General features: G+C 31.6%; 10 protein-coding genes and 1 pseudogene. 9 read left to right on the plus strand and 2 right to left on the minus strand.

Translation table 11 applies throughout. The annotated features are described in order from the left end of the window. Positions 1 to 3: 3 nt before the first annotated feature. A complete protein-coding gene (locus ACFELV_RS01735; RefSeq protein ID WP_375326314.1) occupies positions 4 to 1,092 on the minus strand; it encodes an IS481 family transposase in 1,089 nt (362 codons plus the stop codon). A 123-nt stretch (positions 1,093 to 1,215) separates the two neighbouring features. Here ACFELV_RS01735 and ACFELV_RS01740 point away from each other — a divergent pair, with 123 nt between their 5' ends. The 3 genes from ACFELV_RS01740 to ACFELV_RS01750 all read left to right on the plus strand — a co-directional run bounded on the left by ACFELV_RS01740 (position 1,216) and on the right by ACFELV_RS01750 (position 6,631). Next, the gene (locus ACFELV_RS01740; protein ID WP_375326489.1) at positions 1,216 to 1,503 is read left to right on the plus strand and encodes a hypothetical protein; all 288 of its coding nucleotides are present in this window, start codon (positions 1,216 to 1,218) and stop codon (positions 1,501 to 1,503) included. A 390-nt stretch (positions 1,504 to 1,893) separates the two neighbouring features. Continuing rightward, positions 1,894 to 2,487 (plus strand): HD domain-containing protein, encoded by a 594-nt coding sequence (locus ACFELV_RS01745; RefSeq protein WP_375326490.1) that lies wholly within the window; start codon positions 1,894 to 1,896, stop codon positions 2,485 to 2,487. Between the two features lie 22 nt (positions 2,488 to 2,509). Continuing rightward, entirely contained in the window at positions 2,510 to 6,631 is a 4,122-nt protein-coding gene (locus tag ACFELV_RS01750; RefSeq protein ID WP_375326491.1) for a hypothetical protein, read from the plus strand. Between the two features lie 157 nt (positions 6,632 to 6,788). Here the strand turns inward: ACFELV_RS01750 and ACFELV_RS01755 are convergent. Continuing rightward, positions 6,789 to 7,037 (minus strand): annotated as a pseudogene (locus tag ACFELV_RS01755) (transposase); the annotation flags it as partial. Between the two features lie 466 nt (positions 7,038 to 7,503). On the opposite strand from ACFELV_RS01755, the gene ACFELV_RS01760 reads away from it, so the two are divergent. From ACFELV_RS01760 to ACFELV_RS01785, 6 genes are all read left to right on the plus strand, one after another. Beyond that, positions 7,504 to 10,248: an ankyrin repeat domain-containing protein gene (locus tag ACFELV_RS01760; RefSeq protein WP_375326492.1), complete on the plus strand. Its 2,745-nt coding sequence runs from the start codon at positions 7,504 to 7,506 to the stop codon at positions 10,246 to 10,248. 198 nt (positions 10,249 to 10,446) lie between these two features. Further along, positions 10,447 to 12,072, plus strand: a complete 1,626-nt coding sequence (locus tag ACFELV_RS01765) for an ankyrin repeat domain-containing protein (protein WP_375326493.1) — start codon at positions 10,447 to 10,449, stop codon at positions 12,070 to 12,072. Positions 12,073 to 12,454: 382 nt separating this feature from the next. Beyond that, entirely contained in the window at positions 12,455 to 15,406 is a 2,952-nt protein-coding gene (locus tag ACFELV_RS01770) for a hypothetical protein (protein WP_375326494.1), read from the plus strand. 111 nt (positions 15,407 to 15,517) lie between these two features. Further along, entirely contained in the window at positions 15,518 to 15,964 is a 447-nt protein-coding gene (locus ACFELV_RS01775) for a transposase (protein ID WP_375326495.1), read from the plus strand. Between the two features lie 129 nt (positions 15,965 to 16,093). After that, positions 16,094 to 16,732, plus strand: a complete 639-nt coding sequence (locus tag ACFELV_RS01780) for a glycoside hydrolase family 25 protein (RefSeq protein ID WP_375326496.1) — start codon at positions 16,094 to 16,096, stop codon at positions 16,730 to 16,732. 27 nt (positions 16,733 to 16,759) lie between these two features. Beyond that, positions 16,760 to 17,104 carry a 4a-hydroxytetrahydrobiopterin dehydratase gene (locus ACFELV_RS01785; protein ID WP_375326497.1) on the plus strand — a complete coding sequence of 115 codons (345 nt, stop codon included), beginning with the start codon at positions 16,760 to 16,762 and terminating at the stop codon, positions 17,102 to 17,104. The last annotated feature ends 175 nt before the right edge of the window (positions 17,105 to 17,279 follow it).

Here is a 17,279-nt window from a genome sequence, read left to right on the forward strand (position 1 = left end):
AAATTAACTTATTAGATTGTCAGATAAATTTTGACTGTCAGATAAGTGTTCAAGATACAAGATCTCATTATTTTTTTCAAACGCTAATTTTTTACTATCTTTAAAGGTTTGCATAGGCGTTTTACCATAACAATACTTACCAGAATGAGGACGTTCGTTATTATAATAACGTAACCAGGTATCAAGATCTTTTTGCAATTCAAAAAGTGAATTGTAAATCTTTTTACGCATTGCAGTATCATAAAACTCATTTTTCATGGTTTTATGAAACCTCTCACATATCCCGTTAGTTTGAGGGGAATATGCTTTTGTAACGGTGTGTTCTATTCCTTCAATACTTAAAAACAATTCAAAGGCATGATGTTCTATATTTCCTTTATATTCAGTACCACGATCAGTTAATATACGTAGTATAGGAATACCTTGTTCTTCGTACCAAGGTAGAACTCTATCATTTAACATATCAGCAGAGGTTATAGCTGTTTTGTCTGTGTATAATTTGGCATCCGTCACCCTGGAATAGCTATCGATAAAAGTTTGACCATAAACCTTACCTATTCCTTTAAAGTTGCCAACATAGTAAACATCTTGACAACCAAGATAGCCTGGATGTTCTGTCTCTATTTCCCCATGTGCCTCTTTAAGATTCTTACGATTCTCCAAGACACGTAATTGAGCTTCCGTAAGTATAATGCCATCCTGAGCCATTTTAGTTTCTAAAGCTACTAGCCGTTTCTTAAGATTATTGAGATCGTTCCTAAGCCAGATAGATCTAATGCCGCCGGGAGATACTAAAATCCCATCTTTTTTTAATTCGTTCGATACACGAAGTTGACCATAAGCGGGGTACTCTATTGCCATGTCTAATACCGCTTTCTCTACAATAGGATCAACTCTATTAGCCAATATGGGTTTCTTACGGCTTATTTCATACAAGGCTTCATCGCCACCATTCTCATATAATTCCTTGAATCTATAATAACTATCTCTGCTATACCCCATTGTCTTACATGCACTAGATACATTTCCTAAGCTTTTTGCTAGTTCAAGTAATCCTATTTTTGGTCTTATTATTTTCTGATTTAAATTCATTTTAATCTCCATTTAATAATTTGTTTATTTTACTAAATGTAAGATTAAATCTCAACTACTTCACCTAATGACATATTTTTAAAGGAAGAAGCAAAATATATAATAGCGTATATAAACAGTCAGTTGGTAAATTTAAAAAATAAAATCACTATTAGCGCAAATGACATAGAAGATTTACAGGATAATATTAATGCTTTAAAAGAAGAATTAACAGAAATTAGAGAAAATGCTAACAAAACTATTGTTACACAGCAGAATAACCTTGATTCAGGTGAGATGTCCAATAGTAACCTACATCGTAACTATTATCTTACCACAGAAGAAGGAATATCTAACTTAACAATAAATAATGCCAACACAAAATTTTTACAAGAAAATAATGAAACTGCTTACCTACTGGGATTATCTTAAATTGGCCCTGAGTACTAATTAAGAGAAGAGAGAAAGATAATATAAGCAATGAAGAATAATTAATTATAATTAATAAATTTTAATTAAATATTGACGAGCTCTACAATTTCTATTAAAGTTAATAACTTTGGTACTAAAAACGCCATACAAACAACGGTTTGTTCTGAACTGTAATATCGGACTCCTTGTGCTTTATGCTGGGAGTCTTATCACTATACAATAGCGCTTTTCTGCGTGAAGGTGATAGGGTATGATTGTTTGCATGGTTTTTAGCTCCCAATATCACTGTATCAAAGGGAAGCTTTATATGTTTATTTGCTGATTCAGTAAAATCACTTCCCTAAACTTAGCAAGAAAGTCGCATAATTCAATATTACAAATATTATATTTATGCTCACTCAAAGTATTGTTAAGCTTAATGAAGAAAAATTACAAGAAGCTATAGATTATATTATTTATCGTGGCCACTATAGCGCTTATCTATTTGAAATAACTGCCATTCTTCTAGAAATTTACCCAACTACTAATACACTCGTTGCAGGGTTGTTATTTAGCACTTTAAAGGAAGCCACTTTGCCCACGGCTATTTTGCAGTTACAAGAAATTTCTAATAATTTTGGTGGAGAAGTAGCAAATATTGTAGAAGCGGTTATTAAGTTATCAACAATTAATTATTTACCTTATGACAGTACTCAAGGTCAGAAATTTTATGACTTATTAATGCTAATGTCAGAAAAAATGATTAAAGAAGTATTATGTATCAAGCTAAGTTACTTAGTACATGATATTAGTGTCTTTAACTTAAATCCATCACTTAAGCAACATATTACTACTGTTTTAGAAATCATGGAAATTTATATCCCGTTAATGGAAAAACTTGAGTTCAAAGAAATTGCAGCTGAGTTGCAGGAAATTTGTTTTATGGTCGTGCTAATTGTTCTTCGCTTGAACCTTTTGAGAGCTGGAGCCCTAAAAAAATATTGAAAGCGATTCTTTAGCTAGTTATATGAGCTGTATAGATTATACTACAAAAATTAAATTTAGTTATTTTACGGTATTACTTTTAACAGTTATAATCTATCAATATCTAAATATTGATATTGTTCTAGCTGCTATTGAATATAAAACTAATGTAAAGCAGCGTATATTGCCATATTTAGATATCACTTTTAAAACAAGGCACTTGAATTATAATACTAGTAACCTGGCCTTTTTTATACCTATTACTCAAGCTGATAATTCATTACTATTTCTAGATGTAGGGTATATTATTGATAATAACAGCAATCGTAAGTTTAACATAGGATTAGTGTATCGTTATCAACTTGCTGATGATGTGGTAGTTGGTACAGGGCCGTATATTGATCGTATTCAATCTAACCTTAAACACTATTATACCTATTCTGGTTTTAATGCACATTTCCTAACTTCTACGTGGCAAAGTCAAGCAAATATTTATTTAGCTTTAACTAAGAAGAAAAAATTTAATTTACCTACCACGCGTGCAGCAAAGCGTATTGTTGCTAAACAAAATAACTACCGTGGGTTAGTGAATGATAAGTTGAAGGTACACGAGCAAATATTTAATGGTGTAGATTTAAGTGTAAGTTATGCTCATCCTCAATTTGACAGATTACGGATAGGAGTAACAGGATATGTTTTTCAATCAAAAAGATTACCAAAAATATGGGGATGGGGACAAAATATAATATATGAAGTAAGCCGCATTATGAGTCTAGAAGCTGAATACTTAGTATATAATAAAAAATTATTTAATAATAAGAAAGGTAATTTTTATATAGGAGTTAATTTTAATATTCCTCTGGGCACAGCTAGTAAGCTTAAGAGCTATAATACTAAAATGTATCGGTTATTCAGTACAAGAGTAAAACGAGCAGTACCTAGAGCATCTCACCAAACTGGCGTAAAAGCAGGAGCAGACTCTGCGCTAGTTCTATCTCCTACAATAGCTTCTCCTGCAACTACCTCAAATAATCAAAATACCTCAGAAAATGTACTGCTGGTCGAAGAAAAGCAAGGGGGGTTATTTAATGTAGATAATAGTACAAATGCTGTAGTTGTTCAAAATAATCAAGATAGTGAACATGCTGTAGATACTTCGACTGTACAAGGTAATCATGAAAGTAACGCAAGTGCTGTAAGTAGTACTATAGCTAGCGTTACAAGTAATACACCACCACCTGCGATATTAGCAGTACCAGCTACCTCACAGCAGAGAGTAAAACGAGCAGTACCTAGAGCATCTCACCAAACTGGCGTAAAAGCAGGAGCAGATTCTGCGCTAGTTCTATCTCCTACAATAGCTTCTACTGCAACTACCTCAAATAATCAAAATACCTCAGAAAATGTACTGCTGGTCGAAGAAAAGCAAGGGGGGTTATTTAATGTAGATAACGGTACAAATGCTGTAGTTGTTCAAAATAATCAAGATAGTGAACATGCTGTAGATACTTCGACTGTACAAGGTAATAATGAAAGTAATGCAAGTGCTGTAAGTAATACTATAGCTAGCGTTACAAGTAATACACCACCACCTGCGATATTAGCAGTACCAGCTACCTCACAGCAGAGAGTAAAACGAGCAGTACCTAGAGCATCTCACCAAACTGGCGTAAAAGCAGGAGCAGATTCTGCGCTAGTTCTATCTCCTACAATAGCTTCTACTGCAACTACCTCAAATAATCAAAATACCTCAGAAAATGTACTGCTGGTCGAAGAAAAGCAAGGGGGGTTATTTAATGTAGATAACGGTACAAATGCTGTAGTTGTTCAAAATAATCAAGATAGTGAACATGCTGTAGATACTTCGACTGTACAAGGTAATAATGAAAGTAATGCAAGTGCTGTAAGTAATACTATAGCTAGCGTTACAAGTAATACACCACCACCTGCGATATTAGCAGTACCAGCTACCTCACAGCAGAGAGTAAAACGAGCAGTACCTAGAGCATCTCACCAAACTGGCGTAAAAGCAGGAGCAGATTCTGCGCTAGTTCTATCTCCTACAGTAGCTTCTACTGCAACTACCTCAAATAATCAAAATACCTCAGAAAATGTACTGCTGGTCGAAGAAAAGCAAGGGGGGTTATTTAATGTAGATAACGGTACAAATGCTGTAGTTGTTCAAAATAATCAAGATAGTGAACATGCTGTAGATACTTCGACTGTACAAGGTAATAATGAAAGTAATGCAAGTGCTGTAAGTAGTACTATAGCTATCTTACCACATGTTCAGGTTGCTGATCTTTCAGATAATCTTACTTTGCAACAAGAACAAGTTGATAGAGATGTTCCAGCTACTGGGCGTGAACAGATTATAAGAAATCTCACAAATGATACACCCACCCAGAGTGCAGATAATGAATTTCTTGATATTCTCTACCCGCCTCAAATGATCCTAGAACCGGACTATTTGTTTTTTATAAAAGTGTATGATGTTCCGCATCTTGATGGATTTCATCGCACTATGGAAGTTATACCTCGTCTTGAAACAGTTAGTCAGGTTACTCAGGAGATTAAAGATAAGGTTGTTAATATAATTAAAAACTTTTGTGCAGTACATCAGGATTCAGTAATTCTGTTTCTTGCTCGCGTTTATAATGCTCATACTCTTTCTGGGGAGCATCAGATGTTGATAGTTAAACCAATTGTCACAGTACAAGGTGCTACCGCAGTTGATCGGGTAGTTATACCTTCTAAGTTTTTTAACCAGAATCAAGTAGCGGCAGCTATTCAATTTCATGATGCACTACATGACCTTGCTACGGTAGTGACGCAGCCTAATGTAACGAATTATTCTATTAATACAACTAACCAACTTTATTATGTAGTGAATCAGTTTATTAATACAGCTAATCAACTTAATGCAGCTAGTCAGTTTGATATCGTTAATAAGATTGTGAGAGTTCCTCAAATTATTGCAGCTTATCAGCATACTATCACTGATCAGCTTGCTGCAGCTACTCAGTTTGCTACTATATCTGGTGAATATGTTGCAGCTTATAATATTCATGCAGTTGATCAGCTTGCTGCAGCTTATAAGTTTATTGTAGATCGTAAGCTTGCTGCAGCTCAGTATCTTACTAACGTTCGTATACCTACTGTAACTAATAACTTGGCTGTAGCTACCAAGCTGCTTGGAACAGGTCATAATAACTTTGCTCATGAAATACAACATCATTATGCAGTTACTAACTATAATAGTACAACAAAACAGCTTGCTGAAGCTAATAGCTTTATTAATACAGTTAATCAGCTTGCTGAAGCTAATCACGTTGTTAATACAGTTAATCAGCTTATTCCAAATCAGTATTTTGTAAGTATGATGGATCAGCTTGCTAAATCTAATAACGTGGATAACACCGTTAAACAACTTGCTAAAGATAGCAACTTTATTAATACAGTTAAACAGTTCGCTATAACTAATAACTTTGCGGCAGATAATAACTTTGTTAATATAATTACTCAGCTTGCGGCAGATAATAACTTTGTTAACACAATTAATCATCTTAAAGTAGCTAATAACTTTGTTAATACAGTTAATCAACTTGCCGAAGTGAATCATAACGAAGCAGCAGGACAGTTTTGTACAATAAATCAACTGAATGACGCAATTATGCAACTTAATATGGTTAGGCAGTTTGATGACAATCCTCAGTGTGATACAATCAGGCATACTAATATTACTAACCTAAATCCAGAAATAAACTTTGAACTCACCAGTCAGGATACTGACTCCCAAAGCCAGCCTATTGTAGATACATTAGCTGTTAATAGAATAGTGGATAGTAGAGTTGTAACAAATGATGTCAATATACCACTAATAGCAACAACACCACCAAATCAAAGCCCACAACAAGGGCAAGATGATAATATTGATAATATAGGACCCTTACTGAATCAAATTAATATTAGAAAACGTAAAATAACAGAGTTAGATACCTCTATAGATGATGATCAACCTAACCGTAAAAAGTTTAAAGCTTTAGAGTTAGATATATCTAGAGCACATTATAGCCGCAAACCTAAAAAACGGACAATAATAGAGCTGGATATATCTATGGATGATGATGAACCTAAATGTAAGAGGTTTAAAGCTTTAGAGTGAAATGTACCCAGAGAAGAGAGAGTGCGCTGAAGTACAACCTTATAACGTTAATTCGGGATAAGGTTATAATTTAGAGGAAAGTCGAAATTACAATTGATCGCAGGTTTATTTTTCGTCAGAGAATGAGAACGTTCAATGAACTGTATCAGGTAGCAAATTAAGCTTTAAAATTCAACCTTTCTGGGAAGAAAATATCGAGCTGAGAAATAATCAATGCCCAATTTGAGATTGGCATATTCCACTTTGGAGTAATCTGTTTTATAGCACAAAATACTAGTTTAAACAATGCATTTTCACTAGTAAATGCTCCCTTGGTTTTAGTATATTTTCTGATCTAACGATGAAATCCTTCTATAGGATTTGTCGTGTAGATCAGCCTCCTTATTTCATTAGAAGGCCCTGAGTACTAATTATGAAAAGAGAGAAAGATAATATAAGCAATGAAAAATATTTAATTGTAATTAATAAATTTTAATTAAATATTGACGAGTTCTACAATTTCTATTATCGTCACAAGCCTGGTACTAAAACACCGTACAAACAACAGTCTTTCCGAACTGTAATATCGGACTCCTGAGCTTTATGCTGGGAATCCTATCACTATACAATAGCGCTTTTCTACGTAAAGGTGATAGGGCATGATTGTTTGCATGGTTTATAGTTCCCAGCACCAATGTCATCAAAGATGGAGAGGATGTGCTAGTTTTAGGAACACAACAAAATTTAATTAAAGGACAAAATGCAGTAACCCTAGTACTGCATTTTAGTACTTTCCTAAAGTGTTTTGACCTAATGCTATATGTTCACATTCTTATGATTAAGGCAGGTATCTACAACTTAGCAAACAAGTCGCATAATTCAATATTGCATTTATGCTCTTTAAAACTATTGTTAAGTTTAATGAAGAAAGATTACAAAAAGCTATAGATTATGTTGTGTATCATGGCAACCATAGTACTTACCCATTAGAAATAGCTGAAATTCTTTTAGCAATTTATCCAACTAGTAATGCACTCATTGCAGGTATATTATCTACTGTTTTCACAAAGATAGATTTGTCCTCAACAGATTTACAGCTATCAGTAATTGCAAATCGTTTTGGCGTAGAAATAGCTAATATAGTGGATAATATCATTAAATTATCAACAATTAATTACTTGCCTTATAACACTATTCAAGCTCAGAAATTTTTCAACTCATTATTTTCAATACCAGAAGAAGTAGCTAGAGAGGTATTATTTATAAAACTAAGCTATTTACTACATAACATTAGTGTATTTAGCGTAAGTCCCTCGATTGGAAAATATACTATTTCTGCATTAGAAATAATGGAACTTTACGTCCCTTTAATCGCCAGAATTGGACTAGAAGAAATTAAAATTGAGCTGCAAGAAATTTGTTTAAAAATCCTACGACCAGATACCAGAGAATATATTTTAAGCCATCTATATACAATCTCTGGTAACAACGTAAAAGCTTTGATAAATAAGATTATTAACTTATTACATAATGATCTCAATAGTGCCGGTATTAAAGCAAAGATATTAGGAAGAATCAAATCTCCTTATTCTATCTGGTTAAAAATGCTGCAGAAAAACGTTAGTGTAGAACAATTATACGATATTCTAGCATTTAGAATTATAGTTGATAATGTAGAGCAATGCTATAGGACCCTTGCTATTATTCATAACCAATACCCGCTTGTTAAAGGACAATTTCAAGATTACATTCGCCTACCAAAATCTAATGGCTATCAATCTTTACATACTGTAATTATTGGTCCAACTAAAAGAAATATCGAAATCCAAATACGCACTCAGGAAATGGATAAGACTGCACAATATGGCAAAGCAGCACATTGGCAATATAAAAGGGAGCCATCAATCATTAAAGAAAAGATATATAACATATATCGATCTTTATATCAAACAGCATACTTACCCCTTGTGAATATATTAAGAACTCAAGAGCCAGTTAGAGCAGTAAAACAGCCTATTTCCAGACTATATAAATTTGAGATAAAAGAGTTTATTGTAGTACGAAATATAAATAGCAGATTTTCATTAAACGATAATGCTACTAATACATATCAAAATAGTAGTAATATAGTGTTTGCATTACGAAAACCAAGGGAACATTTAGACTTAACCACTAATCCTGTGAAACCATATAATGAAAGTACTGTCTCTGTGCTTAGAACGATGTTTACTAATCATCAATTTGCTTTTCACCTTATAGTTAACAATATTGAACTAAGTGATACTAATCAGATCCTTCAGTTAAATAATCAGCAGATAGCGCAGATAGCAATATATAATTACAATGACAATACCACTATCACTATTAATGATAGTAAAACGAGCCTGAATCTAAAAACAAAAATAGAGCAACTTCCTGCTGAAGAGAGGAATAAACCTTTATTGATTACAGAATCACCAAGACAAAATGATCAGCATAGTCATATAAAAACTAATATCAACAATAACAAAAAAGATAACAAATTCAATGATTGCTATATAGATCAAATAGAAGAACCGCAAACAAAGGTAGCTCTACAAACATTATCTGTGTGTCTGCAAAACATAGATAATAAAGTACCGACCTTAAAAATAAATTTTTCAAATAAAATAGATATTAATAAATCAGATAAAAATGGGCACACACTATTAAAGGATGCGATATTAAGCGATGACCTAAAAACAATTAAATATTTACTAGCACATCCTGAGATAGATATCAATACAAGTATTCTTATTCTAGCAGTATGTGGCCCTAACAATGATGAGCCATTTTTATTAGCAGTAAGAATAGGAAATGTAAAAATTATACAAGCATTTCTTGCTCATCCACAAACTAATATTAGGCAACAAACTCAAGATCATGAAACAGCTTTAATAATAGCTGCTCAAACTAATAAGGTAGAAGTTTTAAAGCTATTAGTTGCCTATTTACAAAATATTTTTGAAAATGATCTAGAACAGTTAAGAGAGTATATTAATTTTCAAGATAGGCATAATCATACTGCACTTTATTATGCAGTAGCTAATTATTTAAATCTCCATGAAGATAATATTGAAATAATTCAAACATTACTTGCGCTTAAAGATGATAGAGGTGAACATTTAGTAAGTACGCAAGAACACAATATGTTTGATACAATGCTTTTAAAAGGCTTGGGTAAAGGATACGAATCTGATGAGAGTAGTCTATATAAGGTCAGACGAAAATTACTTATGCTTAAGGAAATAATCCATAGTTTACCTACATTGAACATTAATTTTGTAGATATAATAGGAGATATTAATAAAGCAGATGAAAATGGCAATACTTTATTAAAGGACGCAATATTACGACAAGATTCGAAAACTGTTAAATCTTTGTTAAATTGGCCTGAAATAGATATCAATAAAAGCACTTCTATGCCAGCAATACGTGGTGTTAAAGATGAAGATCAACCTTTTTTATTAGCAGTTGGAATAGGAAATATAGAAATTGTACAAGCATTTCTTGCTCATCCACAAATAAATATTAGGCAACAAAATCAAGATCATGAAACAGCTTTAATAATAGCTGCTCAAACTAATAAGGTAGAAGTTTTAAAGCTATTAGTTGCCTAATTACAAGATATTTTTGAAAATGATTTAAAACAGTTAAGAGAATATATTAATTTTCAAGATAGGCATAATCATACTGCACTTTATTATGCAGTAGCTAATTATTTAAATCTCCATGAAGATAATATTGCAATAATTCAAACATTACTTGCGCTTAAAGATGATCGAGGTAAACATTTAGTAAGTAAGCAAGAACAAAATATGGTTGACATAATGTTTTTATGTGCATTGAATGAAGGATATGAAGTTGACGAAATTAGCTTATATGAGGTTAGTCAAAAACTACCTAGGTTTATAGAAGTAATAAATAGTTTGCCTACATTAAAAATGAATTTTGTAGATATAATAGGAGATATTAATAAAACAGATGAAAATAGCAATACCTTATTGAAGGACGCAATATTACGTCACGATGCAAAAGCCGTTAAATCTTTGTTAGACTGGCCTAAGATAGATATCAATAAAAGCACTTCTATACCAGTAATATGTGGTGTTAAGGATGAGGATCAACCTTTTTTATTAGCAGTTGGAATTGGCAATGTAGAAATTGTCCAAACATTTCTTACTCATCCACAAACAAACATTAAGCAACAAAATCAAGATCATGAAACAGCTTTGATAATTGCAGTTCAAGGCTGCAAAGTCGAAGTTTTTAAGTTATTAATTAGTTACTTAATTACTAACAAGCAAGATATTTGTGCAAATGGTTTAGAGCAGTTAAGAGAATATATTAATCTGAAAGATAGCCATAACCACACTGCTCTTTATTATGCAGTAGATAATTATTTAAGATATGATGCAGATAGTATCAAAATAATTCAAATATTGCTTGCACTACAAGATGATCGAGGTGAACATTTAGTAAGCGAGCAAGAGCAACATATGTTTAACACAATGCTGTTAGATGAATTGGATAAAGAATATGAATTGGACGAAGATAGTTTACATAATAATATTAGACAAAAATTACTTATGCTTATGGAGGTAATCAATAGTTTTCCTAAACTAAGCATCAGTTTTGTAAATAGAATGAATATTAACCAATTAGATGAAAATGGCAACACATTATTAACAGATGCAATATTACGCCAAGATTCCAATACCGTTAAATATTTACTAGAATGTTTTGAAATAGATATTAACAAAAGTATTCCTGTACCAACCATACGTTGCCCTAACAATGATGAGCCGTTTTTATTAGCAGTCGGAATTGGCAATACAGAAATTGTACAAGCATTTCTTACTCATCCACAAATAAACATTAAGCAACAAAATCAAAATAATGAAACAGCTTTAATAATAGCAGCTCAAGGCTATAAAGTTGAAGTTTTTAAGTTATTAGTTAGTTACTTAATTACTAACTGGCAAGGTATTTTTGAAAATGATATAGAGCAGTTAAGAGAATATATTAATCTTGAAGATAGTAATAACCACACTGCACTTTATTATGCAATAGATAATTATTTAAGATATGACGCAGGTAGTATCAAAATAATTCAAATATTGCTTGCACTACAAGATAATAGAGGTTCTCACTTAGTAAGTGAGAAAGAGCAAGATATGTTTAACACAATGATTTTAGATGTATTGCACGCAGAATATGAATTAGTAGAAGATAGTTTATATAATCATGTTAGACAAAAATTACTTATGCTTATAGAGATGGTATACGATTTACCTATATTACCAATTACTTTAGATATTGAAAAAAAAGAATTAGACGATGAATTAAAAGCAAAGTTGCCTAAAGCGTGTTATAGTAATAATAATTCTAATTGTATGCTTGAGGAATTAGGAGCACTAGGGATGGATGTAAGTGCAATATAGAGTCTAATTAGTTTTCCCATTAAAAGTTTTAGAGATATAATAAGTGGATATCTAAAAATTTTATATAAATTCTTTAAGGATTTTGTTATATTAGTAATAATATTAAGAACCACCGTTAAATGATTTGCACTTCAGTAGGTCATTATTCGTTACTCACCTAGTAATTCTAGGGTTTATGCCTTGTGCTCAAATTCAACTAACTTAACTATAGAATGAAAGGACCTGAGCAAAGCCGTGTATATAAATTCAAAAAATAGGAGCAGAATAGATATTGTTAAATAAAGTTTTTAGGATCAAATTACTTAACAACTTTTGATTACAAATAGAGAGTTGGAGTTTTTGATAGTTTTATACCTTTATTTCATTTTTTGTAAAAATAGATATGACAAAAAGAAAGTTAACATCCAATTCAATGGAGCCCATAGCTAAAACAAGAAAGATATTAGATAAAAAAAAAGAGATTACATGGCATAACCAAAAATATATATACAAATATAATACAGATGTTGGTAATAACGTCATTCTAAACAACACAAGTATACTAATACAAGCTATGCCCCTAGAAGATAAGGATACAGATAATAAAGAGATGTTATTTAACTCTGATGCACTACAATCAGCATTATATAATTATGATCAATCTAATTGTGATGCTAGAATATTATTTAAAGCATTAAAAAAGTATATAAGAGCAACAGAGATATCACAAGAAGAGTTAATAAGAAAGTTAGATAATGCTTTTAACATATTAACAGCACCTCAACTCACCAAATCTGAGAAACAAAAGATAGCAGATGCGTATGTATCGATCAAATTACAGGAAAAAGAACAAAGTAATATATCATCAGAAGATTTAGCACAGGATTGTCTATATAGCAAATTACAAAAAATAAGGCTAAACAAAATTAATGAACAGCTGTTAAAACTTGAGATAGAACCATTTCAAGATAGCAATCAATACAGTCATCTAGAATTAATTAATCGATTGCAAAGATTACCAGCACTTAATACATTAAAAGAACAGATAGTACAATTTAATAATTCTTTACAAAAACAAGCCTATCCAGCTGATATTATAAGAATAGAAAATGCACTAGTAGAAAAAGTATCTGAGGGTAGCTCTTCTGCAATTGCAAAATACTTATTATTTTTTAATCAAGAGAATAGCAATATTTCACTATACGAAATTAAGGAATATTTACAAGCACAATGTTCTAAGGAACAAGATCCAGATTATTGGGATAAGAAAATTTGTGATTTGTTAGATATATATTTGAATTTTCAAAGTTCTGAGGGAAAAGACATAAAAATTCTGGAGAAGAAGATCTGTCTATGGTTACATTCAGACTGTGATATGCCAGTTAAAGAACAAGAATGGTTAGACTATATTTTTTTAAATTCAATTGAAGAAGACCAAAATGACACTTCTTTTAATACAGCATTGAAAGAATTTCGTTTACGCAATGCCCCATTAACACGAGAAATTAAAGCCAAAGTATTAAAAGTACTAGATACCTATCTAACTACAAATATTAATATAGATCTAGAATTAACAGAAAACAATAACGGTGATTATCATATTCAAAGCTTAACAATAAATAGGGGTAAAGCAATAAAAGATAAGGGTAGTACAGACAGTAATTGTGGTAATCATGTAATACCAATTACCACAATTTTCCAAAGTATAGCACATCACTTAGTCAATAAACCTTTTGAAGAAAGCACATTTGGCAAGTTAGTTAACATATATGGAGTCGATCAAAAGTTAAATGATACCTTTAATTGTCTTAAAGAATATATTACTGATGCTTATAAAGAACAGCAAGAAATACCTCATTATGAACATGCGTCTGTTGCTCTACAACAAACTATTATAAAAAGATCTATAGCTTTTTGTGCAATGCAGTTAGATAAAGCAGAATTAATATTTCATAAAATTAAATCGCATACAGAATATACAAAAGAAGGTGGAAAAGTTAAAGCGTTAAATGACAAAATAAAACGGTTGATATCTACACCATCTATTGAGTTAAGTAGATTTCAAGAGGAATTAAAACAGTTATTAAAAAATTATGCAGAAACTATAGATTTGAATAATTCTAATATGTCAAATCAGGAATTATGCCACAATATTAACGCCGCTCGCAATGTGTTTAAAATAATACTAAATGCTATAGAATTAACAGATCATAATGAAAAGCTTATATATACTACTTTAACAAGAAAAGTTACGAACACAGATAAAGATTTAGAATATGCTTTTAAGGAAGAATATAAAACATTCAGAGATGATGAAATCTTAAATCAGGAAAATTTTGGCAAAACTATACTAAGGTACTCTTCTTTACCAAATGAACAAAGTGAGATATTTTTTAGAGTATGGGAGGAATATATCACAAGCTATAATAATATAGATATATTTTCTGAACGTACTGCCAGTGAAAATGATACTGAATCTATCAAGAATAGTGAACAGTCTGAAACTGAATCTGAAGAAACATCAGAATGGGAGAATGAGAAAGAAAAAGTAAGTGGCTATACTCCTGAAAACATAGGAATAATATTAAAAGAAATAACTAAAAAACAGTTTATAGATATAAAGATATATGAAGAGAATATAGAGAAAAATCGTGAAGATCTTAAAAAGAGCTTAAACCTTAATATAGCTAATGATAAATGGGAGAGTAATGAACAAAATATCTCTAAGTTCTATGTAATTGCAGAAAAAACTGTAGAAGGTGTTATTAATAAAGCGGTACTAATAGAAGTTTTATTAGATTCATCAATGAGTACTACAGCAAAAGTCATTTCAATAATTGGTGAGAATTGTGGATTTAAGGTATATTCCATATTACAAGATATTGGAATAGCTTGTTCTGGTTTAGATAATACATTGAGTTTACGCATTAAGGATTTAAGTATAAATCATATATCTATTACCCAGTTTATTGAATATGCAAAATTAGTCGTCATGAATTCACCACTACACAGCATTACTAAAGAAGACATAGAGACGATAAGTTCTAACAGTAATAAGACAACCTATGAAATTCAGCATAATCAAATATTAGGCGCTTGGTATAGTAAAGGACAAGAAATGGTAGATTTGGAGATCGATAATAAGAGAATAAGTAACACTGAAAAGATAGAGGATTATCCTAAAGCAAAGATCCAAAGATTAGATGATACAGATAATACCTCTATATATGATAATTCGCAGCAGCGTAAAACAATTGATTCCTTTATCTCAGATGATAGCGGTATATATGACAGCAGTATGATAGGAAGTAATGAGTCTTGTGCTGAAATAGCAAACCTTGTACCTTATGCTTAGTCGTTAAAGATACACAATGAAGCTATATATTATTCATGGTTACAGCTAATTGTTAGGCCTTGAATAAGGTTATCAATTCTTAATAAATTTTACACAAATTGTCTATTAAATTTGGGGGATAAGCAGCTAGAACAGATTAGAAAGGATATTGAGGCTCTGATTACTCAAGATGACAATTTAAGTAAGAAGCAGGAAATTATTACTAGTTATAAAGGAGTAGGAAAGAAAATAGCCAGAGTGCTATTAATTGAGCTTCCAGAATTAGGCAAACTTAGTAATAAAGAGATTTCCTCTCTTGTAGGCCTTGCTCCTAAAACAGTCGAAAGTGGTAAGAAAGTCTATAAAGCTCACATTACCGGGGGTAGATTTGTTGTACGTCAAGCTCTTTATATGGCGGCTTTGGTTGCAACTCGCTATAATAAAATTATGCAAGGTTTTTATAATAAATTACTTAACGCTGGTAAAGCTCCTAAAATTGCTCTTGTTGCTGTTATGAGGAAGATTATTGTCTGTTTAAATTCTATGCTTAAACATAATACTTTTCTTCTTGACTCCTAAGACGGTATCCATAGTCGGGGTTAAACCATAAATTTAATAATTACTTCATTCTATTATTAATTAATCTCACTAACCTGAATTTTCTATAATTAAGTTATATTATCAGGTTAACTAACTGGAGGACTAAAAATGGCAAAAGATAAGTATGATAATGGTATTGATGTATCTCATTGGCAGGGAGAAATAAACTGGCAGAAAGTAAAAGAAGTTGGTATCAACTTTGCTATAGCAAAAGTTACTGGAGGAAGCGATTATCAAGATCCTAAATTCTTAAGTAATTGGGTTGGAATGAAAAATAATAATATTAAAGCAGCTGCATATCATTATTTAAAAGGTTATCAACTTCCTGAATCCCAAATAACTAATATTAAAGAAGCATTAGTAGCAAAATGTGATTTTGATGTATGTAATGATATATTAGCTATTGATGTCGAAGAAAAACTGAATGAAAATGTTGGACCCGAACAAATGGCTGATACATTATATGGTTTGCTAGTGGCCTTAAATAAAACATTTAATAATATATATATCTATTGTAGCCCTAATTATTGGGAGAACAAAGTGGCTTGGCAAAAATATGATTTTAGTCCCTATAAATTATGGATAGCACATTGGACAAAAGAAAAGTCACCAACCATTCCAACCACTTGGCAAGATAAAGGATGGGTTTGGTGGCAACATTCCAGTAAAGGTAGAATAGATGGTATAGTTGGTGATGTAGATCTAGATAGAAGCCACTTGTTTGGCATTGCCCCAGAATATGATTAATAGTAAGTCTTTAGACTTTGAATAAATATGGATACATCTAATATACACTTAATAGAAAAAACATGTACGCCATGTAATGGAGAGGCATCAGCCTTATCTCAAGAAGTGGCTCACAGGTTATTTATAGAGTTAAATAATGATTGGGTGCTTAATAATACTACGCACTTATACAAGGAGTATAAATTTAAAAACTTTATTGGCGCTATGCACTTTGCCAATCAAATTGCAGCACTTGCGCAAGCCGAAGCTCATCATCCTAATTTAATGATTGCCTGGGGAGTATGTGCCGTTGAAATATGGACACATAAAATTGATGGTCTTACCGAAAATGATTTTATTCTAGCAGCCAAAATAGACTTATTATTCAAGTAAAGCTTATTCTAATTGCTCAGAACAGAGCTATTGCGCTAAAATTAAGATATTAATGAGAAAATAGTCATATTAATTGCACAATATTCAAACCCAAACTTCCAAAAGATTTACGTAACATATTGTATGGCACCCTATACAATTAAGGGTCTGACAGTGCATTACAAGTCTTTTCTAT

Origin of the sequence: Candidatus Tisiphia endosymbiont of Nemotelus uliginosus, from assembly GCF_964264835.1 — a bacterium.
GTDB lineage: Bacteria > Pseudomonadota > Alphaproteobacteria > Rickettsiales > Rickettsiaceae > Tisiphia.

Excerpts from the sequence above, each read along its gene's own strand:
- ACFELV_RS01745 (WP_375326490.1), top strand. The coding sequence starts at position 1,894 with ATGCTCACTCAAAGTATTGTTAAGCTTAATGAAGAAAAATTACAAGAA.
- ACFELV_RS01750 (WP_375326491.1), top strand. The coding sequence starts at position 2,510 with ATGAGCTGTATAGATTATACTACAAAAATTAAATTTAGTTATTTTACG.
- ACFELV_RS01780 (WP_375326496.1), top strand. The coding sequence starts at position 16,094 with ATGGCAAAAGATAAGTATGATAATGGTATTGATGTATCTCATTGGCAG.
- ACFELV_RS01785 (WP_375326497.1), top strand. The coding sequence starts at position 16,760 with ATGGATACATCTAATATACACTTAATAGAAAAAACATGTACGCCATGT.
- ACFELV_RS01765 (WP_375326493.1), top strand. The coding sequence starts at position 10,447 with ATGGTTGACATAATGTTTTTATGTGCATTGAATGAAGGATATGAAGTT.
- ACFELV_RS01735 (WP_375326314.1), bottom strand. The coding sequence starts at position 1,092 with ATGAATTTAAATCAGAAAATAATAAGACCAAAAATAGGATTACTTGAA.
- ACFELV_RS01760 (WP_375326492.1), top strand. The coding sequence starts at position 7,504 with ATGCTCTTTAAAACTATTGTTAAGTTTAATGAAGAAAGATTACAAAAA.
- ACFELV_RS01770 (WP_375326494.1), top strand. The coding sequence starts at position 12,455 with ATGACAAAAAGAAAGTTAACATCCAATTCAATGGAGCCCATAGCTAAA.